General features: G+C 71.1%; 19 protein-coding genes. 13 read left to right on the top strand and 6 right to left on the bottom strand.

What is annotated here, in order from left to right:
* Positions 1–8 precede the first annotated feature (8 nt).
* Positions 9–722, top strand: coding sequence for a hypothetical protein (locus AB0D74_RS11025; RefSeq protein ID WP_362583221.1), 714 nt, complete (start codon positions 9–11; stop codon positions 720–722).
* Between the two features lie 45 nt (positions 723–767).
* Here the strand turns inward: AB0D74_RS11025 and AB0D74_RS11020 are convergent, their stop codons facing one another.
* From AB0D74_RS11020 to AB0D74_RS11010, 3 genes are all read right to left on the bottom strand, one after another.
* Positions 768–1955: a sulfotransferase gene (locus AB0D74_RS11020; protein WP_362583219.1), complete on the bottom strand. Its 1188-nt coding sequence runs from the start codon at positions 1953–1955 to the stop codon at positions 768–770.
* Positions 1956–2080: 125 nt separating this feature from the next.
* The gene (locus AB0D74_RS11015; RefSeq protein WP_362583216.1) at positions 2081–4141 is read right to left on the bottom strand and encodes a glycoside hydrolase family 31 protein; all 2061 of its coding nucleotides are present in this window, start codon (positions 4139–4141) and stop codon (positions 2081–2083) included.
* A gap of 73 nt (positions 4142–4214) precedes the next feature.
* Entirely contained in the window at positions 4215–5228 is a 1014-nt protein-coding gene (locus tag AB0D74_RS11010; RefSeq protein ID WP_362583212.1) for a LacI family DNA-binding transcriptional regulator, read from the bottom strand.
* A gap of 494 nt (positions 5229–5722) precedes the next feature.
* Here AB0D74_RS11010 and AB0D74_RS11005 point away from each other — a divergent pair, with 494 nt between their 5' ends.
* Positions 5723–7684, top strand: coding sequence for an acyl-CoA dehydrogenase family protein (locus AB0D74_RS11005; protein WP_362583209.1), 1962 nt, complete (start codon positions 5723–5725; stop codon positions 7682–7684).
* A 1-nt stretch (position 7685) separates the two neighbouring features.
* On the opposite strand, the gene AB0D74_RS11000 is transcribed toward AB0D74_RS11005, so the two are convergent.
* Entirely contained in the window at positions 7686–8144 is a 459-nt protein-coding gene (locus AB0D74_RS11000) for a lamin tail domain-containing protein (protein ID WP_362583206.1), read from the bottom strand.
* A 190-nt stretch (positions 8145–8334) separates the two neighbouring features.
* On the opposite strand from AB0D74_RS11000, the gene dxr reads away from it, so the two are divergent.
* The 7 genes from dxr (at position 8335) to AB0D74_RS10965 (ending at position 18206) form a co-directional block, all read left to right on the top strand.
* Positions 8335–9606 carry a 1-deoxy-D-xylulose-5-phosphate reductoisomerase gene (gene dxr / locus AB0D74_RS10995; RefSeq protein ID WP_362583204.1) on the top strand — a complete coding sequence of 424 codons (1272 nt, stop codon included), beginning with the start codon at positions 8335–8337 and terminating at the stop codon, positions 9604–9606.
* Between the two features lie 8 nt (positions 9607–9614).
* Positions 9615–10907 carry a site-2 protease family protein gene (locus AB0D74_RS10990; protein WP_362584207.1) on the top strand — a complete coding sequence of 431 codons (1293 nt, stop codon included), beginning with the start codon at positions 9615–9617 and terminating at the stop codon, positions 10905–10907.
* A gap of 170 nt (positions 10908–11077) precedes the next feature.
* Complete coding sequence (ispG, locus tag AB0D74_RS10985; protein ID WP_362583201.1) at positions 11078–12235, top strand: flavodoxin-dependent (E)-4-hydroxy-3-methylbut-2-enyl-diphosphate synthase; 1158 nt, start codon at positions 11078–11080, stop codon at positions 12233–12235.
* Between the two features lie 461 nt (positions 12236–12696).
* The gene (locus AB0D74_RS10980; RefSeq protein ID WP_362583198.1) at positions 12697–14802 is read left to right on the top strand and encodes a hypothetical protein; all 2106 of its coding nucleotides are present in this window, start codon (positions 12697–12699) and stop codon (positions 14800–14802) included.
* An 86-nt stretch (positions 14803–14888) separates the two neighbouring features.
* Positions 14889–15737 (top strand): GNAT family N-acetyltransferase, encoded by an 849-nt coding sequence (locus tag AB0D74_RS10975; protein WP_362583194.1) that lies wholly within the window; start codon positions 14889–14891, stop codon positions 15735–15737.
* Positions 15738–15871: 134 nt separating this feature from the next.
* Positions 15872–16426 carry a GNAT family N-acetyltransferase gene (locus AB0D74_RS10970; protein ID WP_362583191.1) on the top strand — a complete coding sequence of 185 codons (555 nt, stop codon included), beginning with the start codon at positions 15872–15874 and terminating at the stop codon, positions 16424–16426.
* 73 nt (positions 16427–16499) lie between these two features.
* The gene (locus tag AB0D74_RS10965; RefSeq protein WP_362583188.1) at positions 16500–18206 is read left to right on the top strand and encodes a proline--tRNA ligase; all 1707 of its coding nucleotides are present in this window, start codon (positions 16500–16502) and stop codon (positions 18204–18206) included.
* A 98-nt stretch (positions 18207–18304) separates the two neighbouring features.
* On the opposite strand, the gene AB0D74_RS10960 is transcribed toward AB0D74_RS10965, so the two are convergent.
* A complete protein-coding gene (locus tag AB0D74_RS10960) occupies positions 18305–18778 on the bottom strand; it encodes a hypothetical protein (protein ID WP_362583185.1) in 474 nt (157 codons plus the stop codon).
* A gap of 12 nt (positions 18779–18790) precedes the next feature.
* Between AB0D74_RS10960 and AB0D74_RS10955 the strand changes: the two genes are divergently transcribed.
* Genes AB0D74_RS10955 through AB0D74_RS10940 form a run of 4 tightly spaced genes read left to right on the top strand, consistent with a single transcriptional unit; the run spans position 18791 to position 21753 of the window.
* Positions 18791–19762: an FAD:protein FMN transferase gene (locus tag AB0D74_RS10955; protein WP_362583183.1), complete on the top strand. Its 972-nt coding sequence runs from the start codon at positions 18791–18793 to the stop codon at positions 19760–19762.
* On the top strand, positions 19759–20334 hold the full coding sequence (locus tag AB0D74_RS10950) for a ferric reductase-like transmembrane domain-containing protein (protein WP_362583180.1): 576 nt from the start codon (positions 19759–19761) through the stop codon (positions 20332–20334). The genes AB0D74_RS10955 and AB0D74_RS10950 overlap by 4 nt, the downstream gene beginning before the upstream one ends.
* Positions 20334–21551 carry an NADH-ubiquinone oxidoreductase-F iron-sulfur binding region domain-containing protein gene (locus tag AB0D74_RS10945; protein ID WP_362583177.1) on the top strand — a complete coding sequence of 406 codons (1218 nt, stop codon included), beginning with the start codon at positions 20334–20336 and terminating at the stop codon, positions 21549–21551. Before AB0D74_RS10950 ends, AB0D74_RS10945 begins: the two co-directional genes overlap by 1 nt.
* A 1-nt stretch (position 21552) precedes the next feature.
* Positions 21553–21753, top strand: a complete 201-nt coding sequence (locus AB0D74_RS10940; protein ID WP_217554884.1) for a ferredoxin — start codon at positions 21553–21555, stop codon at positions 21751–21753.
* Between the two features lie 89 nt (positions 21754–21842).
* Here AB0D74_RS10940 and AB0D74_RS10935 read toward each other — a convergent pair whose 3' ends face one another.
* Positions 21843–22739, bottom strand: a complete 897-nt coding sequence (locus tag AB0D74_RS10935) for an aminoglycoside phosphotransferase family protein (RefSeq protein ID WP_362583173.1) — start codon at positions 22737–22739, stop codon at positions 21843–21845.
* Positions 22740–22761: the final 22 nt, after the last annotated feature.

The following is a 22761-nucleotide window of genomic DNA, read 5'->3' as shown; positions in this document are numbered from 1 at the left end:
GGGACACCATGGCAACACGTACGCTCGGCAGGCTCGCCACGGCCCTGCTCGCCCCCGCGCTCGCCCTCGGCGCCACCGTCGGCCTCGCCGCGGCCCCCGCCTCGGCCGCCGTCTGGAGCTCCTGCGACCAGTGGGGCAACACGACGCTGAACGGCTACACCCTCTACAACAACATCTGGGGCTCCGGCGCCGGCACCCAGTGCATCTGGGCCAACTCCGGCACCAACTGGGGCGTCAACGCCAACCACCCCAACACCGGCGGCATCAAGTCCTACCCCAACGCCAAGAAGGTCATCAACAAGACGATCACCTCTCTCGGATCGCTCACCAGCAGCTACAACGTGACCGTCCCGTCGTCCGGCGCGTACAACACGTCGTACGACATCTGGGACACCGGCTACGCCAACGAGATCATGCTCTGGGTCAACAAGACCGGCGCCGTCGGCCCGCTCGGCACCTCGCAGGGCACCCTCACGCTGGGCAGCAACACCTGGACCGTCTACAAGGGCAACAACGGCTCGAACAACGTGTACTCGTTCATCCGCAGCTCCAACTCCACCTCCGGCACGATCGACATCCTGCCGATCCTGAAGTGGATCAAGGACACCAAGGGCTGGTTCGGCAATGTCACCATCGGTGACCTGCAGTTCGGCTTCGAGATCACGTCCTCGTCCGGCGGGCTGGACTTCACCGTCAACAGCGAGAGCGTCAGCAGCAGCTGAGCCCTCGGGCCGGTCCCGCCGCGAGCGGGGCCGGCCCTCGCCGGGTCACGCCCGGTCGACCTCGGCGCGCAGCGCGTTGTAGTCCGCGAAGGCCGTGTCGACGTCCGCGCGGGTCAGGCCGTAGCGGGCCAGGTCGTAGCTGTGCACGCGGGTCCCCCCGGGGCGGGCGGCGACGGCCGGGAGGCGGGCCGCGTCGGCCTCGGTCCAGCGGGCACCGACGGCCGCGTAGAGCTTCGGGGCGCCCGCGGCCGGGTCGGCGCCCAGCCAGGAGTACGGCACGTCGACGAGGGACTCGCGGGGGATGCCGGCGCGGGCCGCGAGACCGCGGGCGGCCGAGCGGGCCAGCAGCTCCAGCCAGGTGGCGCCGATCCCGTGCAGGTCCAGGGGGCGGGTGTTCACCGCCATGCCGTGCTCGACCAGGCTGCAGAACGAGGCCACGGCGGTGGCCGGATCGCGGTGCGTCCACACGATCGTGGCGTCCGGGAAGACCGCGCGCAGCGCGTCCAGGTTCTCCAGGTGCAGCGGCGACTTCAGCACCCAGCGGCGGCGCGGGCGGCCGTACTGGAGCACCTGGTAGATCTGCTTGAGGTAGCGGTAGTCGGCCTCGAAGTCACGGTTCTCGTGCCAGGGCAAGTACTCCGGGATCACCGCCTGGGAGAGCGGCATCACCGTGTGCGGCAGCGCGAAGGTGCACTCCTCGGGGCCCTCCGGGCGCAGGTTGTGGATGTGGCGGAAGCGCGGGGAGAAGAGGTTGATGCCGCCGACCAGGCGTCGGGCGGTCGTGATCGCCTTCTCGCGTTCCTCCGGCGGGAGTTCGAGGTCGGGGGTGAGCAACTCCCAGAGCAGCGGGCAGCGGTGGTCCGCGGAGAGCGAGAGGATGCCGTGGGTGAGCGTGGTGGCGGTGCGCGGCAGGCCCACCACGAACACCGGCCGCTCGACGGGTTCCTGCTCGATCTCGGGGTGCGCGGCGAGCAGCCGCCGGATCCGGGCCCGGTTGGCGAGGTGCCGGCCGACGTGTCCGCGTGCGGACAGCCAGCCGACCGGGGTGAGACGTTCGGCTCCCGCCCAACATCGCAGCAGGTGCCGGAGATCGTCGGCGAACCGCTCGTCGTCCTGGGCGGGACCGGCCGCGGCGAGCAGCCGGTCGAAGGCCCGGTCCGGCGTCCGGCGGGTGCGGGAACCGGGTCCGAGAAGCAGGTTGGCGAGCGTGAGGGGGAGCGGACCTGAGGGCACGGCAGCGGGACCCTTCGTGGGGGGACAGGGGAGGGGATACTGACTACCCCCTCCAACTGCCCGACCACACCGCCGAGTTGAGACATTTACCGGCCGGTAACGGGAGGCGTCGCAATCCGGCCGGGCTACTCCGGCTCCGTGACCGGCAGCTCCGCCCCGTCGCGCAGGAACAGCGGGATCCGGTCCAGCGGCGCGTCCACGGTCACCGCCGCACCGCCCTCGTACGACTCACCCGTCCACGCGTCCGTCCACCGGGCGCCCGCCGGCAGATACGCCGTCCGGGCCGTCGCACCCGCCGTCAGCACCGGAGCCACCAGCAGGTCGCGGCCGAAGAGGTACGCGTCGTCGACCGCCCAGGCCGCCGGGTCCCCGGGGAACTCCAGAAACAGCGGTCGCAGCACCGGCAGGCCCTCCTCGTGGGCCTCCCGCATGACGTCGAGGACGTACGGCCGCAGGCGCTCGCGCAGCCGCAGGTACTTCTCCAGGATCGCGCCGGCCTCCGTGCCGTACGACCACACCTCGTTCGGGCCGCCGGTCATGTCGGGGCCCAGCGGCATGCCCGGGTCGCGGAAGCCGTGCAGGCGCATCAGCGGGGAGAGCGCGCCGAACTGGAACCAGCGGACCATCACCTCACGGTAGGCCGGATCGTCCGGGTCGCCGCCGTGGAAGCCGCCGATGTCCGTGTTCCACCAGGGGATGCCGGACAGGGCCGTGTTCAGGCCGGCCGCGATCTGGTGGCGCAGGGTCGTGAAGTCGGTGCCGATGTCGCCGGACCACAGCGCGGCCCCGTACCGCTGACTGCCCGCCCACGCCGAACGGTTGAGGGTGACGACCTCCTCGCCCGCGGCCCGCAGTCCCTCGTGGAAGGTCCGGGAGTTCTCGGCGGGGTAGCTGTTGCCGACCTCCAGGCCGGGGCCCGTCCAGTAGCGCAGGTTCTCCTGGAAACCCGGCTTCAGCTCGGGCTCGCAGGCGTCCAGCCAGAACGCCGTGATGCCGTACGGGTCCAGGTAGTTCTCCTTGACCTTGGACCACACGAACCCACGGGCGTCCGGGTTGGTGGCGTCGTAGAAGGCGACCTGGACGGTCGACGCGACCCCCTTGTCCGGCCAGTCGGCGTGCGCCGTCGGGCCGTACTGGGTGCCGATGAAGTAGCCGCGCTGCTCCATCACCGGGTGGTTCTCCGACAGCGGGGACACCGACGGCCAGACGCTCACCACCAACTTGACGCCGAGTTCGTCGAGTTCGCGGACCATCGCGGCCGGGTCCGGCCACTCGTCGAGGTCGAACTTCCACTCGCCCAGGTGGGTCCAGTGGAAGAAGTCGCAGACGATCGCCGAGAGGGGCAGGCCCCGGCGCTTGTACTCCCGGGCCACGGCGAGGAGTTCGTCCTGGGTGCGGTAGCGCAGCTTGCACTGCCAGAAGCCGGCCGCCCACTCCGGCAGCATCGGCGAACGGCCGGTCACCGCGCTGTAGTTGCGCTGTCCGTCCGCCGGATCGCCGACCGTGACCCAGTAGTCGAGCTGGCGGGCCGAGTCGGCCACCCAGCGGGTGCCGTTGCCGGCCAGTTCGACGCGGCCGATCGCCGGGTTGTTCCAGAGCAGGGTGTAGCCGCGGCTGGAGACCAGGACCGGGATGGAGACCTCGGCGTTGCGCTGGACCAGGTCCAGGACCAGGCCCTTCTGGTCCAGGCGCCCGTGCTGGTGCTGGCCCAGGCCGAACAGCCTCTCGCCCTCGTAGGCGGCGAACCGCTGCTCCAGGCGGTGGTGGCCGTTGCCGACCGCGGTGTACAGGCGCGAGCCGGGCCACCAGAAATGGGCGCGCTCCTCGGCCAGCACCTCCGAGCGGTCGTCGGTGCGCAGGAAGCGGACCAGGCCCTCGGCGGACACCTCGACGGTCAGCCCGCCGACCGTCAACTGCCCTTCTCCGTCACCGATCTTTACGGTCGACGCGGTGGCGGGCGGCGTGTCGAGCAGGGCGCCCGGCAGCCCTTCGAGGATCGGCCCGCCGAGCCGGGCCCGCACCCGGACCGCGTCCGGACCCCACGGCTCGATCCGTAGCGTCTCCTGACGGCCGCTCCACTCCAGGGCCCCGTCCCGCTCCCGGAACGTGCCGACGGTGGGGGAGGACTGCGCGAGGCTGACCTTCGCCTGCGGCGCGGCAGACGGGTTTTCGGCAGGCTGGTTCACGTGCGCGCTCCTGTATGAGTGCAGACATGGGGGTGCCCCGGCTCGGCAGGACAGGGTCGGAGGGGAGAGGGGTTCAGGACCCGGCCGGGGCCGGTCCCGTGCTCGCCCGTACCGTCAACTCGGGTGCGATCAGCACGACTTCGTCACTGCCCCGGCCGTCCAGCTTGGCGACCAGGTGCTCCACGGCGTACCGGCCCATCTCCTGCGCGGGGATGGCGACCGAGGTCAGCCGCACCGAGGCCTGCACGGCGACCTGGTCCGGGCAGATCGCGACCACGGACACGTCCTCCGGCACCGCCCGGCCCTGCTGGCGCAGCAGCGCGAGCAGCGGCTCCACCGCGGACTCGTTCTGGACGACGAAGCCCGTGGTGCCCGGGCGCTCGTCGAAGATCCTGGCCAGCGTGGCGGCCATCGCGTCGTACCCGCCCTCGCACGGCCGGTGCAGCACCCGCAGGCCCAGCTCCCGGGCCCGGGAACGCAGTCCGTCCAGGGTGCGCTCGGCGAAGCCGGTGTGCCGCTCGTAGACGGCCGGGGCCTCGCCGATGACAGCGATGTCACGGTGACCGAGCTTCGCGAGGTGCTCCACGCAGAGCGCGCCGGTCGCCCCGAAGTCGAGATCGACGCAGGTCAGCCCGGAGGTGGAGGCAGGCAGTCCGATGAGCACGGACGGCTGGTCGGTCTGCCGCAGCAGCGGCAGCCGCTCGTCCTCCAGCTCCACGTCCATCAGGATCATGGCGTCGGCGAGCCCGCTGCCGGTGACCCGGCGCACCGCGTCCGGACCCTCCTCGCCGGTGAGCAGCAGGACGTCGTAGCCGTGCCCGCGGGCCGTGGTGGCCACCGCGATCGCGATCTCCATCATCACCGGCACGTACATGTCCGTACGCAGCGGGATCATCAGCGCGATGATGTTCGACCGGCTGCTGGCCAGGGCGCGGGCGCCCGCGTTCGGGTGGTAGCCCAGCTCCCGGATGCTCTGCTCGACCCGCTGCCGGGTGACGGCGGAGATGGACCGCTTGCCGCTGAGGACATAGCTCACCGTGCTCGCAGAGACTCCGGCGTGCTGGGCGACCTCGGCGAGGGTGACCATCCAGCTCTCCAAGCTTTGTGAAGCGCTTCGACAGTGCGCATTGCTGACAGGTGGCGAGTGAGGGTGGTTCGACAGTAGCCTCAGTGCGGGTGGGTGTCCATAGGTTGTCGAAGCGCTTCGACAGCGAATTGCCGGGACGGCATCGGCAGCCTTTCCAGGGGGCGGCGGCCACAGAGAGGTCGTACGGCCGTCCGACGGGTCGTACCCGAACCGTCCCCCGGAAGGCCCCCTCGACGCAACACCGCGGACGGCGCCGGCCCGCGTCGCGTCGCAGTCCGTCGAGCGCCGCCGAGAGACGCATCGGCCGGGACGTATCGGCCGAGAGGTCCCGGCCGGGACGCATCGGCCGGGAAACGCGTCGAAGAGGTCGGTTCGTCAGCCGATCGGACCGCGGGGACTGGTGGGTACGGCCCGTTTCAGGTACCAACGATCCAGTAGCACTGGTCGGTAACGAACGGTCCTCAACAACCCCTTTCGTGGCGAGGTGAGCCTCAATGTCCGCCCCCACCACCAAGAAACCCACCGTCACCGAGCGGGAGGCCCGCCAGGTGGCGGAGGCCGCCCGGGAACAGGACTGGCGCAAACCCAGTTTCGCCAAGGAACTGTTCCTCGGGCGCTTCCGGCTCGACCTCATCCACCCCCATCCGCTCCCCGCGGACGAGGACGTGCAGCGCGGCGAGGAGTTCCTGGCGCGGCTGCACGAGTTCTGCGAGACGAAGATCGACTCGGCGCTCATCGAGCGCGAGGCACGCATCCCCGACGAGGTGATCGCCGGCCTCAAGGAGATCGGCGCCCTCGGCATGAAGATCGACACCAAGTACGGCGGCCTCGGCCTCACCCAGGTGTACTACAACCGGGCCCTGTCCCTGGTCGGCTCCGCCAACCCGGCGGTCGGCGCGCTGCTCTCCGCCCACCAGTCGATCGGCGTCCCGCAGCCGCTGAAGATCTTCGGCACCCAGGAGCAGAAGGACGCCTTCCTGCCGCGCTGCGCCCGCACCGACATCTCCGCGTTCCTGCTCACCGAGCCCGACGTCGGCTCGGACCCGGCCCGCCTGGCCACCACGGCCGTACGGGACGGCGACGACTACGTCCTCGACGGCGTGAAGCTCTGGACCACCAACGGTGTGGTCGCCGACCTGCTCGTGGTGATGGCCCGGGTCCCCAAGCCCGAGGACGGCAAGGACGGCAAGGACGGCAACGGAGGCAAGGGAGGCATCACCGCCTTCGTCGTCGAGGCCGACGCGCCGGGCGTCACCGTGGAGAACCGCAACGCCTTCATGGGCCTGCGCGGCATCGAGAACGGCGTCACCCGCTTCCACCAGGTCCGGGTCCCCGCCGCCAACCGCATCGGCGCCGAGGGCGCGGGCCTCAAGATCGCCCTCACCACCCTCAACACCGGGCGGCTCTCGCTCCCCGCGATGTGCGTGGGTGCCGGCAAGTGGTGCCTGAAGATCGCCCGCGAGTGGTCGGCGGTCCGCGAGCAGTGGGGCAAGCCGGTCGCCCTGCACGAGGCCGTCGGCTCCAAGATCAGCTTCATCGCGGCGACCACCTTCGCCCTGGAGGCGGTCGTGGACCTGTCCTCCCAGATGGCCGACGAGAACCGCAACGACATCCGCATCGAGGCCGCCCTCGCCAAGCTCTACGGCTCCGAGATGGCCTGCCTGATGGCCGACGAGCTGGTCCAGATCCGCGGCGGTCGCGGCTTCGAGACGGCGGAGTCGCTGGCGGCCCGCGGCGAACGCGCGGTCCCCGCCGAGCAGCTCCTGCGCGACCTGCGCATCAACCGCATCTTCGAGGGCTCCACGGAGATCATGCATCTGCTGATCGCGCGCGAGGCCGTCGACGCCCACCTCTCGGTCGCCGGCGACCTCATCGACCCCGACAAGTCCCTCCAGGACAAGGCGAGGGCGGGCGCGAACGCGGGCGTCTTCTACGCCAAGTGGCTGCCGAAGCTGGTCGCCGGACCGGGCCAGCTCCCCACGTCGTACGGCGACTTCAAGCACGGCGTGGACCTCGCCCCGCACCTGCGCTACGTGGAGCGGCACGCCCGCAAGCTGGCCCGCTCCACCTTCTACGCCATGTCCCGCTGGCAGGGCCGGATGGAGACCAAGCAGGGCTTCCTGGGCCGGGTCGTGGACATCGGTGCCGAGCTGTTCGCGATGAGCGCGGCCTGCGTCCGTGCCGAGCTGCTGCGCCGCCAGGGCGACCACGGCCGCGAGGCCTACCTGCTCGCCGACGCGTTCTGCCGGCAGGCCCGCATCCGCGTCGACGAGCTGTTCAACCGCCTCTGGTCGAACACCGACGACCTCGACCGCAAGGTCGTCAAGGCCGTGCTCGGCGGCTCCTTCGCATGGCTGGAGCAGGGGATCGTCGACCCGTCGGGCGAGGGCCCGTGGATCGCGGACGCGACCCCCGGACCGTCCCGGCGGGACAACGTCCGCCGCCCCTTCAAGTGATTCAGCAGTACTTGTCGCTCGGATCCCGCGTCGTCCAGGAGCAGGAGTCGACCTTGGCGCCGTTCGCCTTGGTCAGCGTCGCCGTGTCGCTGGTGTTGTTCCACACGTAGGCGCGGCGGTTCTGGTACTTGTCCGACGCGGTGTCCGTGCCCCGGCCGGTGTGCACCTTCATCGTCTTGTGGGCGCCGATCTTGACGCTCTTGAAGGTGTACCGGTGGTTGGAGGCGTCCTTCAGGACCCAGCCCCCCAGCGAGACCGCCGAGCCGCCGGTGTTCTTGATCTGCACCCACTCGGCGTTGAGGCTGGCGTTGGAGCGGTTGTCGGTGCCCGGGCTGTCGAACCAGACGTGGTAGACGGTCACGCCCCCGGCCGCCTGGGCCGGGGTGCTGAACACGGTGCCGGCGAGCAGCGCGGCGCCCGCGAGCGCGGGCAGGGCGGTGCGTATGCGTACAGAACGCATGGAGAGATCCCCCCAGGATTCTTCCGGTCGGACCGGTCATCCCCGCCGGTCCGACAGAAGTGTTATCACACGATCTTCACGTGAACCTCACAAAGGGAATTACATGCCATAGGGCGCCAAGAACTGATAAGGCACCCGGGTGTGGGACGCGCTGTCCTCCCGCCCGCCGGTTGCGGCCACAATGGGGTGCATGACCGACAGTCCCGCCAGTCCGGCGGCCCTCGCCGACCCGCACCTCGTGTACGACCCGCTCGTCGGTGACGGCCCGAAGGACGTGGTGATCCTCGGCTCCACCGGATCCATCGGCACCCAGGCCATCGACCTCGTCCTGCGCAACCCCGACCGTTTCCGGGTCACCGCGCTGTCCGCCCACGGCGGCCGGATCGCCCTCCTCGCCGAGCAGACGCACCGGCTGCGGGTGCGCACCGTCGCGGTCGCCCGCGAGGACGTCGTACCGGCGCTGCGCGAGGCGCTGACGGCGCTGTACGGCCCCGGCGAACCGCTCCCCGAGATCCTCGCCGGACCCGACGCCGCCGCACACGTCGCCGCCTCCGACTGCCACACCGTGCTCAACGGCATCACCGGCTCCATCGGCCTCGCGCCCACCCTCGCCGCACTGGAGGCGGGCCGCACCCTCGCGCTCGCCAACAAGGAGTCGCTGATCGTCGGCGGCCCGCTGGTCAAGGCGCTGGCCGCGCCCGGCCAGATCATCCCGGTCGACTCCGAGCACGCGGCGCTCTTCCAGTCACTCGCGGCGGGCACCCGGGCCGACGTCCGCAAGCTGGTCGTCACGGCCTCCGGCGGCCCCTTCCGCGGCCGGACCAAGGCCGACCTGGCGCACGTCACCGTGGAGGACGCCCTCGCCCACCCCACCTGGGCGATGGGGCCGGTCATCACGATCAACTCCGCCACCCTGGTCAACAAGGGGCTGGAAGTCATCGAGGCGCACCTCCTCTACGACATTCCCTTCGACCGCATTGAGGTGGTCGTGCATCCCCAGTCGTATGTCCACTCGATGGTCGAGTTCACGGACGGATCCACGATCGCGCAGGCGACGCCCCCCGACATGCGGGGGCCGATCGCCGTCGGTCTCGGCTGGCCCGAACGGGTCCCGGACGCGGCGCCCGCCTTCGACTGGAGCAAGGCCTCCACCTGGGAGTTCTTCCCGCTGGACAACGAGGCCTTCCCGTCCGTGAACCTGGCCCGGCACGTCGGTGAGCTCGCGGGCACCGCGCCGGCGGTGTTCAATGCGGCCAACGAGGAGTGCGTCGAGGCCTTCCGGACCGGTCTGCTGCCTTTCAACGGCATCATGGAGACCGTGACCCGGGTGGTCGAGGAGCACGGCACCCCTCGTACGGGAACTTCACTCACCGTGCCGGACGTCCTTGAAGCGGAGACCTGGGCACGGGTCCGGGCCCGGGAACTGACAGCGCAGAAGGCGACCGCGGAGGCGCGTGCATGACAGCCCTGATGATGATCCTCGGCATAGTCGTCTTCGTGATCGGCCTGCTGGTCTCGATCGCCTGGCACGAACTGGGGCATCTCTCCACCGCCAAGCTCTTCGGCATCCGCGTCCCGCAGTACATGGTCGGCTTCGGCCCGACCGTCTGGTCGCGCCGCAAGGGCGACACGGAGTACGGCATCAAGGCCGTTCCGCTGGGCGGCTACATCCGCATGATCGGCATGTTCCCGCCGGGCGCCGACGGCCGGGTCACCGCCCGCTCCACCTCGCCCTGGCGCAGCATGATCGAGGACGCCCGCTCGGCCGCCTTCGAGGAACTCCAGCCCGGCGACGAGACCCGCCTCTTCTACACACGCGCCCCCTGGAAGCGCGTGATCGTGATGTTCGCGGGCCCCTTCATGAACCTGATCCTCGCGGTGGCGCTCTTCCTCACCGTCCTCATGGGCTTCGGCATCAGCCAGCAGACCACCACGGTCAGCTCGGTCTCCCAGTGCGTGATCGCGCAGAGCGAGAACCGCGACACCTGCAAGAAGACCGACGCGGCCTCCCCGGCCGCCGCCGCGGGCCTGAAGGCCGGCGACAAGATCGTCTCCTTCAACGGGGTGCCGACGGACAGCTGGAACCAGCTCTCCGACCTGATCCGGTCCACCCCCGGCAAGGACGTCGCGATCGTCGTCGACCGCAAGGGCCAGGACGTCACCCTGCACGCGAAGATCGCCACCAACCAGGTCGCCAAGAAGGACTCCAGCGGCCAGATCGTCACCGGCCAGTACGTCACCGCCGGCTTCCTCGGCTTCAGCGCCGCCACCGGCATCGTCCGCCAGGACTTCGGCGACTCCGTGACCTGGATGGGCGACCGCCTCGGCGAGGCCGTCGACTCCATCGCGAGCCTGCCCGGCAAGATCCCGGCCCTGTGGGACGCGGCCTTCGACGGCGCCCCCCGCCAGCCGGACTCCCCGATGGGCGTGGTCGGCGCGGCCCGTGTCGGCGGTGAGATCTTCACCCTCGACATCCCGCCCACCGAGCAGCTGGCCATGGCCCTGATGCTGGTGGCCGGCTTCAACCTCTCCCTGTTCCTCTTCAACATGCTCCCGCTGCTGCCCCTCGACGGCGGGCACATCGCCGGCGCCCTGTGGGAGTCGCTCCGCCGGAACCTGGCCAAGGTGCTGCGCCGCCCGGACCCGGGCCCCTTCGACGTGGCGAAGCTGATGCCCGTGGCCTATGTGGTGGCCGGGGTCTTCATCTGCTTCACCGTCCTCGTCCTCATCGCGGACGTGGTTAACCCGGTGAAAATCTCCTAGCCACACGGCGTTCGAGGCGGCCCGGAACACTGTGTTCCGGGCCGCTTCCATCGAGTGGGTTTACGGGTGGGGGATGTGCTCGCTCCTGTGCCGGTGCCGTAATCTCGAAGCCTGGAACCCGCTTACGACGGGACCTGGACCTAGATCCACGACTTGGGGTTGCACAGCAGATGACTGCGATTTCTCTCGGCATGCCGTCCGTTCCGACCAAGCTCGCCGAGCGCCGGAAGAGCCGGCAGATCCAGGTCGGCTCCGTGGCGGTCGGCGGGGACGCCCCGGTCTCGGTCCAGTCGATGACCACGACCCGTACGTCCGACATCGGCGCCACCCTCCAGCAGATCGCCGAGCTGACGGCCTCCGGCTGCCAGATCGTGCGGGTGGCCTGCCCCACCCAGGACGACGCCGACGCCCTCGCCACCATCGCGAAGAAGTCGCAGATCCCGGTCATCGCGGACATCCATTTCCAGCCGAAGTACGTCTTCGCGGCCATCGAGGCCGGCTGCGCCGCGGTCCGCGTGAACCCCGGCAACATCAAGCAGTTCGACGACAAGGTCAAGGAGATCGCGCGGGCCGCCAAGGACCACGGCACCCCGATCCGCATCGGCGTCAACGCCGGTTCCCTGGACCGCCGGCTGCTCCAGAAGTACGGCAAGGCGACCCCCGAGGCCCTGGTCGAGTCGGCCCTGTGGGAGGCGTCGCTCTTCGAGGAGCACGACTTCCGGGACATCAAGATCTCCGTCAAGCACAACGACCCGGTCGTCATGATCGAGGCGTACCGGCAGCTCGCCGCCCAGTGCGACTACCCGCTCCACCTCGGCGTCACGGAGGCGGGCCCGGCGTTCCAGGGCACGATCAAGTCGGCCGTCGCCTTCGGCGCCCTCCTCTCCCAGGGCATCGGCGACACGATCCGGGTGTCGTTGAGCGCTCCGCCGGTCGAGGAGGTCAAGGTCGGCAACCAGATCCTGGAGTCCCTGAACCTCAAGCAGCGCGGCCTGGAGATCGTCTCCTGCCCGTCCTGCGGCCGGGCCCAGGTCGACGTCTACAAGCTCGCCGAAGAGGTCACCGCCGGCCTCACCGGCATGGAGGTCCCGCTCCGCGTCGCCGTCATGGGCTGCGTCGTCAACGGCCCCGGCGAGGCCCGCGAGGCCGACCTCGGCGTCGCCTCCGGCAACGGCAAGGGCCAGATCTTCGTCAAGGGCGAGGTCATCAAGACGGTCCCCGAGTCGAAGATCGTCGAGACCCTCATCGAGGAGGCCATGAAGCTGGCCGAGCAGATGGAGGCGGAGGGCGTCACCTCCGGCGAGCCGTCGGTGTCGGTCGCGGGCTGAGACCGTCCGGATCCGGCGGCCCCGAGTCCGTTCGGCCGTCGCGGCCCGGCAGAGGGTGTGGCGTCAGCGCGGTGGAGAACATGCCGAAGAGCGATACCCGTGCGGTATCCCGTCGCACCGTGCGCAGGGTTCGCCGGAAGCCGAGGAACAACAGCAGCTGTCGTAGCATCCTGGGGCCCGCCACGGCGCTGAGCGCCAGGACGCTGATGGCCGGCGTTCCTTCCAGCAGACTGAGGGCAAGGGACATCACGGGACCTCCGGGGCAGTGGCGGAAACCGGCCGAGCAACTGATCCCAGTGCAGCGCGGAAATGGCGGCCACGGTGAAATCCCGGATGCGGGCGGCCATGTCCCGGACGTCCGAGTGCCGCCGTCACCGGTCTCGTGGATTCCGCTGGACGCTTCTCGGAACGGTCGGACACCATGGATGCCACTCCCTGGCCAGTAGGCACTGTGAGGCATTGTGAGGACGTGGCGGCAATTCCGTGCGGAACTGGTTCGGTTCATGGAAGCGGGCAATGTCACCAAGGCCCAGTTGCTGGAGGCTGCCCGGCTTCCGGCTCCCTGCGCCGACGGCTTGGCGGCAGCGCAGTTCGACCGGATCACGCGGTCGAGCCTCTATTCGTACCTGGCTGAGAGCTACAAGCGGGTCGGCAGAGACTGGGAGGTCGTCGAGAACCTCCTGCGCTGCATCGCTCACCTGGCGAAGGAGAACGGCAGCCCTGTCGACATCGACTACCTCGCCGTCCAGAGAGCCTGGACACGCCTGGACGATGGGCGGCGGTCCAGGAGGCGCAGCGACAAGCAATTACTGGTCGGGCTGATGTCGCACAGCTGGATCGGCGGCTGGGACGGAGCGGCCGATGCCGTGCTTGCCCATTCCGCGTCGGAGGAGTTCACGGTCTGGCCCCCCGGCGACAGCTGGCTGGACTCGTTGGCCCAGTCCGTCGCCATGCTCAGCGCCGCACACCAGCCCGAATTGGCCAAGGACGCCGCCGAGCGGCTCGTCCACGGAGCGACGGAGGAGTTCGGCGAGGCAAGCCCCAAAAGCCTCGCGGCCAGGCACGCCCTCGCGTTTTGGACCGGACAGACCGGCCGGATCCAGCGCGCCTTGGAGCTGACCGCCGAAGTGCGCGCCGACTGCCGCGCGCGGCTGGGCGAAGACCATGTTCTCACCCGGCTCGCCATGCTGCGAGAAGCCTGGTGGACCGGCCACATGGGGCGCTGGCACGAGGCCAACAGGCTCTACATCGCCATGGTCCGCAGCAAGGCGGCCGGGCCGGACCGGGACGGGGACACCACCCGGCTGCTCGCGCGTTGGGGCATGGCGCGTACGGGGGGCCGTGCGGGCAACTGGATGCACGCGTACACCGAGCTGGACGAACTCCTGCCGTCTGTGGTCGATGCGTTCGGCGCCGACCACCCCGCGGCACTCGACGCGCGCTACGCCCATGCCTGGGCCGCCGGACGCTCGGGTGACCCCACGACGGCCTGCGGACTCCTCGGTGAACTGGCTGCCCAGTCGGACGCCGCTCTGGGCCCCAGGCATCCCACCAGCATCCGCATCCGCATCGGCCTGGCCTGCTGGACCCTGCGCCGCGGCGCCACCGGCCAGGCCCTTGCCATGGCCGGCACGCTGCGGGGGCAATGTGAGTCGGTCCTCGACCGCGACCATCCCCTCAGCGTCAACGCGGCCGAGATCGAGGCGCTCTGCCGGTTCGAGTCGGACCCGGAAGCGGCACGGACCGGCTTCGCAGACGTCCTCGAACGCCTGGAGAGGCGCCTGGGCTCAGGGCATCCCTTCACCCTGGAGGCAGCGTCCAACCACACGGCTGCTCGCGGTGTCATCGAGGGCCCGGCAACCGTCGTGCCGCAGTTCACCCGCCTCGTGGAGAAGTTCGGCCGGGCCATGGGAGGCGAGCATCCCGAGACGCTGCGTATCCGGATGAACCTGTTGATGGCCAGGCTGGCGGCGGACGGCCCGCAGTCGGTCCACTCCGAGTGCGTCCGGCTCGTCGACTCGTTCAGCAAGGTACTCGGGAACGATCACCCCGATGCCGTCTTGGCCGCTGATCTTCTGTGGAACGTCGAGAGGCGGATCCACAAGGGCGTGATCGCCTCTCTGCGCAGGATGCCGAGTTTCCAGACCCACTCCGACGGCTGGGGCGGCGCGGGCAGTGACCGCGATCTGAAGTTCGAGATCACCCCTCTCAGGTGGTCCCCTCCGCCGGACACCGAGGAGGTGACCCCGGCGGAGAAGGACGACGCGCGCGGTGGCCCGGGCGCAGACGGCCGGGCGGTGGACGGCTTCGAGATTCTGAGGGCGGTCGCCGCCATGCCGGTGAGTACGTGGAGTTATGTGGGGGAGGGCGAGATCCGCCACCTCGGCCCCATGGCACAGGACTGGTACGCGGCACTCGGTCTGGGCAGAGACGACGGCACTATCCAACTGGTGGATGCCAACGGTGCCGCCGTCGTCGCCGTCCAAGCTCTGCACCGCCTGGTACAGGACCTCCAGTCGGAGGTCCGCGAGCTACGGGCTCGGCTGGACAACCACAGCCCGGACTGACCTTGTGCGCTCCCTCGGGGCGGCGCGCCGGAATCACGCCGGGTACAGTGCGGGGATCAGGTAGATCCGACCGTGAGGCCCTGTACGTGCTGACCCAGACCACCTCCCGGGTCCTGGAACCGAGTGACCTGGACGCCGCGCTCGCCGTACTCGACCGCGAGCCGGTCGTGAATGCCTTCGTGACCTCACGAGTCCAGGTGGCCGGCCTCGACCCCTGGCGCCTCGGCGGCGAGATGTGGGGCTGGTACGAGGACGGCATGCTCACGTCCCTCTGCTACGCCGGCGCCAACCTCGTCCCGATCTGCGCCACTCCGCGCGCCGTACGGGCGTTCGCCGACCGGGCGAGAAGAGCCGGCCGCCGCTGTTCCTCGATCGTCGGCCCCGCCGAGGCCACCGCCCAGCTGTGGCGCCTCCTGGAACCGCACTGGGGCCCGGCCCGCGAGGTGCGCGGCCACCAGCCCCTGATGGTCACCGACCGCATGTCCGCCGACATCGCCCCGGATCCGTACGTCCGCCGCATCCGCAAGGACGAGATGGAGGCGATCATGCCGGCGTGCGTCGCGATGTTCACGGAGGAGGTGGGGGTCTCCCCGATGGCCGGCGACGGCGGCCTCCTCTACCAGGCGAGGGTCGCCGAACTCGTCGGCTCCGGACGCTCGTTCGCCCGGCTCGACGACAACGGCAAGGTCGTCTTCAAGGCGGAGGTCGGCGCGGCCACGGCCGAGGCCTGCCAGATCCAGGGCGTGTGGGTCGCCCCCGAGTACCGGGGTATGGGACTTGCCGCCCCCGGCATGGCAGCCGTGCTGCGCTACGCGCTCGCCGACGTGGCCCCGGTCGTCAGCCTGTACGTCAACGACTTCAACACGGCGGCCCGGAGGACCTACCTGAGGGTCGGCTTCCAGGAGGTCGGCGCGTTCATGAGCGTCCTCTTCTAGACCGCCGTCCGGGTGACGCGCCCCCCAAGGGGCGCGGCGCTCCGTTCGATGTGCGGCTGCCGCCGCGTGAGCGCGACCAGCCACAACGCGCCCGCACCCGGACGACTGCGCTCCGCCCCCTGTACCCTCCCCACATGTCCCTCGTGATCGGCCCCCTGGACCTCCCCTCCCACGTCGACGAGGCCCTCGCAGTCCAGGCCGTCGCATTCGGTCTGGGCCCCGACGAGGTGGCCGTACGCCGCCAGATCGTCCTCCGCCACATGCAGTACCCCGGGGCAAGGGCCCTCGGCGCCACGGCCGAGGGCCGCCTCGTGGGCTTCGTGTACGGCATGCCGAACTCCCGCACCCACTGGTGGTCCACCGTCGTGGAGCCCTACCTCCGCGCCCAGGGCAACGCCGACTGGCTCGACGACTCCTTCGTGATCACCGAGCTGCACGTGCACCCCGGCCACCAGAACCGCGGGATCGGCCGCCGCCTGATCACGCTCGTCACCGACGGTGCCGACGAGCCCCGCTCGATCCTCTCCGCGATCGACACCGACAGCCCGGCCCGCGGCCTCTACCACTCCCTGGGCTACGTCGACCTGGCCCGCCGGGTGGACTTCCCCAGCGCTCCGAAGCCGTACGCGGTGATGGGGGCACCCCTGCCGCTGCGCCGCAAGCAGCCCGTAGTAGCCCGTCGTCGTTAACCGATTTCCACCGGCACAGCGAGCCCGGCTAACCTCCTAGCCATCAACCTTTTCCGGCAGGAGTACGAGAACCATGGCGAACGCACCGGTCCAACGCATGTCCCAGTTGATGGCGAAGACGCTGCGTGACGACCCGGCGGACGCCGAGGTCCTCAGCCACAAGCTCCTCGTCCGCGCCGGCTACGTCCGCCGTACGGCGGCCGGCATCTGGTCCTGGCTGCCGCTCGGCCTGAAGGTGCTCTCGAACATCGAGCGGATCGTCCGCGAGGAGATGGACGCGATCGGCGCCCAGGAGGTGCTGCTCCCGGCCCTCCTGCCCCGGGAGCCGTACGAGGCGACCGGCCGCTGGGACGAGTACGGCCAGGAGCTGTTCCGCCTCCAGGACCGCAAGGGCGGCGACTACCTCCTCGGCCCGACCCACGAGGAGATCTTCACCCTGCTGGTGAAAGACCAGGCGTCCTCCTACAAGGACCTGCCGGTCATCCTCTACCAGATCCAGAACAAGTACCGCGACGAGGCCCGTCCGCGCGCCGGCATCCTGCGCGGCCGTGAGTTCCTCATGAAGGACTCCTACTCCTTCGACCTGGACGAGGACGGCCTCGCGACGTCGTACGCCCTGCACCGCGCGGCCTACCAGCGGATCTTCGAGCGCCTCGGCCTCGACTACCGCATCGTCGCCGCCACCGCCGGTGCGATGGGCGGCTCGAAGTCCGAGGAGTTCCTGGCCCCGGCCGAGGCCGGCGAGGACACCTTCGCCGACTGCCCGAACTGCGACTTCGCGGCCAACACCGAGGCGATCTCGTACGCGCTGCAGCCGGTCGACGCCACCGGCGTGCCCGTGCTGGAGGAGATCCCGACCCCGGACACCCCGACCATCGAGACCCTCGCCGCCCACCTCGCCGTCCCGGCCTCCGCCACCCTGAAGAACCTGCTGGTGAAGGTCGACGGCGAGATCGTGGCCGTCGGCGTACCGGGCGACCGCGAGGTCGACATGGGCAAGGTCGAGGAGCACTTCGCCCCGGCCGCCGTCGAGCTGGTCACCGAGTCCGACTTCGCCGGCCGTCCCGACCTGGTCCGCGGCTACGTCGGCCCGCAGGGCCTCGGCGAGAAGGTGAAGTACATCGCCGACCCGCGGGTGGCCCCGGGCACCTCCTGGATCACCGGCGCCAACAAGGCGGGCATGCACGCCAAGAACGTCGTGGCGGGACGCGACTTCACCGTCGACGAGTACGTCGACGTCGTCGTCGTGCTGGAGGGCGACCCCTGCCCGAAGTGCGGCACCGGTCTCAAGCTGGACCGCGCCATCGAGATCGGCCACATCTTCCAGCTGGGCCAGAAGTACACCAACGCCCTCAAGCTCGACGTCCTCGGCCAGAACGGCAAGCCGGTCCGCGTCACCATGGGCTCCTACGGCATCGGCGTCTCCCGCGCCGTCGCCGCCCTCGCCGAGCAGACCGCCGACGAGCGCGGCCTGGTCTGGTCGCGCGAGGTCGCCCCGGCCGACGTGCACGTCGTCGCCGCAGGCAAGGCCCTGCAGACCGAACTCGCCCTGGACGTCTCGGAGAAGCTGCGCGCGGCCGGGCTGCGGGTCCTGGTCGACGACCGGGCCGGGGTCTCCCCGGGCGTGAAGTTCACGGACGCCGAGCTCTTCGGCGTACCGCAGATCCTGATCGCGGGCCGCCGCTCCGGCGAGGGCGTCCTGGAGCTCAAGGACCGCAAGACGGGCGAGCGCGAGGAGCTCACGGTGGACGAGGCGATCGCCCGCCTGACCGCCAGCTGAGCCCCAACTCCCGCCGCGGCGGCCACCGGTGACGCACCGGTGGCCGCCGCGGCTTTTCAGGAACGTCTCAGACAGTTCTTCCGTTTCATATGGGAGCCTCACAGACTTCTCTCAGGCCGATACCCGAACGTAATGCGTGACAGAGAGTCACGCAGGAGGGGATCGGTCATGACCGAGAGAGTGCAAGGCGAAAAGTCCGGGGAAAGGGGCGCGGTCGCGGCGGTCCGCCGCGGGACCCGGCGCACGGCGGCCCTGGCGGCGGCGGTCACGCTCGCCGCGGCGGCCGGGGTGTTCGCCCTCGTCGGCACGATGCAGGCGGACGCCGAGACGACGGCGAGCAGCGGCAGCACCACGACGTCGAGCACCAGCAGCTCCGGAACCACCTCCGACTCGACCTCGGACACGGACAGTTCGTCCAGTTCTCCCAGTTCTTCCAGCTCCGACTCGTCGACCTCGTCGACCTCGTCGACCTCGTCGTCATCGTCATCGTCGTCGTCCTCGTCGTCCTCGGACCTCCAGTCCTCCTCCGACGGCCTCACCTCCGGCAGTGGATCGAGCTCCGCCGACTCCACCTCGGGGGCGTCATGACCGCCGCCCGAACCCCGCGTCCGACGGCCGCCGCCGAGTGGCGTGCCCTCGGCACCACCGTCCGCCTGGTCGTCACCGACCCGGCCCTGCTGGACTCCTGCAACCTGCTCCTCGCCCGGCAGCTCGCCGAGGTCGACGCGGCCTGCAGCAGGTTCCGCACCGACTCCGAACTCGCCGCCCTCGACACCGCCCACGGCCGCCCGGTCCGGGTCAGCCCGCTGCTCGCCGAGGCCCTCGCCGTCGCCCTGCGCGCGGCCCGGGCGACGGACGGCGCGGTGGACCCGACCGTCGGCTCGGCGATGGACGCGATCGGCTACGACCGCGACTTCACCCTCGTCCGCGAGGACGACCGCCCGGTCTCCCTGCGGGTGTGCCGCGCTCCGGGCTGGCGCAAGGTCGGCCTGGACCCGGCGACCGGCACGGTCACCGTCCCCGAGGGCATCCGCCTCGACCTGGGCGCCACGGCCAAGGCCTGGGCCGCCGACCGGGCCGCCCGGCTGCTGGCCGACACCGCCGGCTGCGGAGTGCTGGTGAGCCTCGGCGGCGACACCGCCGTCGCCGGCGAACCCCCGGCGGGCGGCTGGCAGATCCGCGTGCAGGACGTCACAGGACCGGTGGACGAGACGCCCGCGCAGGGGTCGTACGACACCGTCGGCCTGCGCTCCGGCGGCCTCGCCACCTCCGGCACCGGCGCCCGCCGCTGGCGGCGCGGTGGCTTCGACCTGCACCACATCGTCGACCCGCGCACCGGACTGCCGGTCCGCTCCCCGTGGCGTACGGTCTCGGTGGCCGCGGCCGACTGCGCCGACGCCAACGCGGCGACCACCGCGGCCCTGGTCAAGGGCGCGGGCGCGGAACGCTGGCTGACCCGCCTCGGCCTGCCCGCCCGCCTGGTCGCCCACAACGGCACCGTCGTCACCACGCCCGGCTGGCCCGCCACCCTCCCTGCGCTGGAGGCGGCGGCGTGACCTCCGAAACCCTCTGGTACGCCAACCGGGCCACCGGCGCCGTCTGCCTGGTGCTCTTCACGGTCGTCGTCCTCCTGGGCATCGCCGTCCGCCTGCGCACCCGCCTCCCCGGCCTCCCGCGCTTCGGCACCATGAGCCTGCACCGCACGCTCTCCCTCTCCGCCACCGCCTTCCTGGCCCTGCACATCACCGTGGCGGTCGTCGACGGCTACGTGAACATCACGGCGCTGGACGCCCTCGTCCCCTTCGTCTCCGACTACCAGCCGCTCTGGCTCGGCCTCGGCACGGTCGCCTTCGACCTGCTGCTCGCGGTCCTGGTCACCAGCCTCCTCCGGGACCGCCTCGGCCACCGCGCCTGGCGGGCCGTGCACTGGCTGGCCTACGCCTCCTGGCCGGTCGCCCTGGTCCACGGCATCGGCATCGGCACGGACACCGGCACCGACTGGATGACCTGGCTGACCGTCACCTGCGTGGCGACGGTGATCACCGCCTTCGCCCTCCGCGCCACCCAGGCCGTCCGGGCCGCCCGCCGGACCCCCGCCGCACTCCTGCACACCGAAGGGGCCCACTGATGACCGCGCTCTTCCCCGACGTCTACATGTCGCCCCGCCTGCTCGCCCCCGGCGGCACCCCGGCCGACCTCGCCACACACGAACAGCGCTACGGCCCGCTCGCGCACGGCGACCCGGCCGCCCTGCTCCGCACCCTCGCCGAATCCGGCCTCACCGGACGCGGCGGCGCGGGCTTCCCGGCGTACCGCAAGGTCGTCGCGGTCGCCGACGCGGCCCGCCGCACCGAACGGGCCCCGATCGTCGTCGCCAACGGCGCGGAGAGCGAGCCGGCCAGCCACAAGGACCGGACCCTGCTCCGGCTCTCACCCCATCTGGTCCTGGACGGACTGCAGTTGGCGGCCGAGGCGGTCGGCGCGGCGGAGGCGTACCTCGCCGTCGAGGACGGCGCCTCCTACCTGGAGTCGGCCCTCGCCCGGCGCCACGACCCGGTGCGCGTGCAGGTCGTACGCCTGCCCGCCCGTTTCCTCTCGGGCCAGGCCTCGGCCCTCGTCCAGTACCTCTCCGGCGGCCCCGCCCGCCCGACCCATCCGGTCCCGCCGGTCCGCGAACGCGGGGTGCGCCGCGCGCCCACCCTGGTCCAGAACGTGGAAACGCTGGCCCACCTGGCCCTGATCGCCCGCTACGGCGCCGACTGGTTCCGCACGGCAGGCACCCCCGCCGAACCGGGCAGCACCCTCTGCACCGTGCACGTGCCCGGCCGTGAAGTCCGTGTCGTGGAAGCCCCGTTCGGCATGCCCGTCGGCCGGCTCCTCCCCCTGGAGGGCGTCTCCGCGGTCCTGGTCGGCGGCTACCACGGCACCTGGATCCCGGCCCCCGAGGCCGCCCAAGTCCCCCTCTCCTCCGCCTACCTGGGTGCAGGCGTCCTGGCGGCCCTCCCCGCCGACCGCTGCGGCCTGACCGAAACCGCCCGCGTCCTGCGCTACTTGGCCCTTCAGTCGGCAGGCCAGTGCGGCCCCTGCCTCAACGGCCTCCCGCGGATGGCCGCCGCCTTCCAGACCCTGGCCACGCCCGGCCCCCAGGGCACCGCCCGCACGGACCTCTCCCGCTGGGCAGGCCTGGTCGAGGGCCGCGGCGCCTGCCACCACCCGGACGGCACGATCCGCCTGGTCCGCAGCGCCCTCACGACGTTCGCGACGGAACTCGACGCCCACGCCCGCGGCCACTGCACCGCGACCGACCGCACGCCGTTCCTCCCCGTACCCACCGAACGGATCTGACATGGACCAGCACATCACCATCGACTGGACCTCCTGCCAGGGCCACGGCCTGTGCGCGGAACTGCTCCCCGAGCACATCACCCTGGACGAATGGGGCTACCCGCTGGTCGACGGCCGCCCGATACCACCCCGAACCAGGAAACGAGCCCGCAGAGCGGCGGCGGACTGTCCGGTCCTGGCTCTCAAACTGAGGGAGGACTGAGCGCCCCTTCAGGGACGCGGGGCTGTGTTCGATGTGCGGCTCCGCCGCGTGGGCGCGCTCAGCCCCCACCGAACCCGCACCCGCCTCCGTCAAACCCACCCGGCGAATTCAAGCAACAGCTCCGCATCCCTCGGCCGCCCCACGCGACGCGCCCGCACCCCCGACTCCACCGCCCGGAACAGCGTCCACCCCCGCAACCGCTCCTGATCCACCTCCAGCGACTCCGCGAGCCGCTTGATCCGCCGCCGGGTGATGGACGCCCCGGACGGCGAGGCGATCAGATCCTCCACCCGGTCCCGGACCAGCCGCGCCAGATCGAACGCACACTCCCCGACCACCGGATCCGGCCCCACCGCCAGCCACGGCATCCGCTCCCCGGCCAGCACCTTGCTCTGCCGGAACGTGCCGTGCAGGAGCCGTTGCTCGGGCGGCGCGCTCACCAGTTCCTCCCGGGCCGCGACCGCCGCCGCCACCAGCGGCGCCACCTCGGGGTCACCGGCCGCCCGGGCCATCGCCGCGGCCTGCCGCCCCGTCCGTTCGGCCACGGTCTCGAAGACGTGGTCCTCCGGCGGCGCCACCCAGAGCCGCCGGAGCGTCCCCGCGGCCTCCAGCCACGCCTTCGCCTCGGGCAACGACCGCACCGACACCTCCGGATGCAGCCGCTCCAGGAGCAGCACCCCCGCGGGTCCGTCGGCCTCCAGCACCTGCACCGCACCGAGTCCGCCCCAGTGCGCCAGCGCCGCCGCCTCGCTCTCCGGCCGGGCCCGCCGCGGGGCCAGCTTCAGTACGGCAGGCGTGTCGTCCGCCCGCCGTACCAGCAGCACCACACTGCTGCGGCCACCCGGTACCTGCACCCGCTCCACGGTCAACTCGCGTAGCGCGACGGCCTGTTCCACCGCGCCCGGCAGCTTCTCCAGCCACTCGTCACCGTCCGGCGCCGTCTCACCGAGCGCCCTCACCAGGCGCCGCGGCGGTTCGAAAGCCATACGCGAGTCGTTCCTTTCCTGC

The sequence above is a fragment of the Streptomyces sp. NPDC048278 genome (assembly GCF_040652195.1).
In the GTDB taxonomy this organism is placed as follows: Bacteria; Actinomycetota; Actinomycetes; order Streptomycetales; family Streptomycetaceae; genus Streptomyces.
Note: the sequence above shows the minus strand (reverse complement) of the source record. Positions and strands in the feature narration are given on the sequence as shown.

Coding starts and splice junctions, on each gene's coding strand:
- AB0D74_RS11025 (WP_362583221.1), top strand. CDS start 9: ATGGCAACACGTACGCTCGGCAGGCTCGCCACGGCCCTGCTCGCCCCC.
- AB0D74_RS11010 (WP_362583212.1), bottom strand. CDS start 5,228: ATGGTCACCCTCGCCGAGGTCGCCCAGCACGCCGGAGTCTCTGCGAGC.
- AB0D74_RS11005 (WP_362583209.1), top strand. CDS start 5,723: ATGTCCGCCCCCACCACCAAGAAACCCACCGTCACCGAGCGGGAGGCC.
- AB0D74_RS11000 (WP_362583206.1), bottom strand. CDS start 8,144: ATGCGTTCTGTACGCATACGCACCGCCCTGCCCGCGCTCGCGGGCGCC.
- dxr (WP_362583204.1), top strand. CDS start 8,335: ATGACCGACAGTCCCGCCAGTCCGGCGGCCCTCGCCGACCCGCACCTC.
- AB0D74_RS10990 (WP_362584207.1), top strand. CDS start 9,615: ATGATGATCCTCGGCATAGTCGTCTTCGTGATCGGCCTGCTGGTCTCG.
- ispG (WP_362583201.1), top strand. CDS start 11,078: ATGACTGCGATTTCTCTCGGCATGCCGTCCGTTCCGACCAAGCTCGCC.
- AB0D74_RS10970 (WP_362583191.1), top strand. CDS start 15,872: ATGTCCCTCGTGATCGGCCCCCTGGACCTCCCCTCCCACGTCGACGAG.
- AB0D74_RS10965 (WP_362583188.1), top strand. CDS start 16,500: ATGGCGAACGCACCGGTCCAACGCATGTCCCAGTTGATGGCGAAGACG.
- AB0D74_RS10955 (WP_362583183.1), top strand. CDS start 18,791: ATGACCGCCGCCCGAACCCCGCGTCCGACGGCCGCCGCCGAGTGGCGT.
- AB0D74_RS10945 (WP_362583177.1), top strand. CDS start 20,334: ATGACCGCGCTCTTCCCCGACGTCTACATGTCGCCCCGCCTGCTCGCC.
- AB0D74_RS10940 (WP_217554884.1), top strand. CDS start 21,553: ATGGACCAGCACATCACCATCGACTGGACCTCCTGCCAGGGCCACGGC.
- AB0D74_RS10935 (WP_362583173.1), bottom strand. CDS start 22,739: ATGGCTTTCGAACCGCCGCGGCGCCTGGTGAGGGCGCTCGGTGAGACG.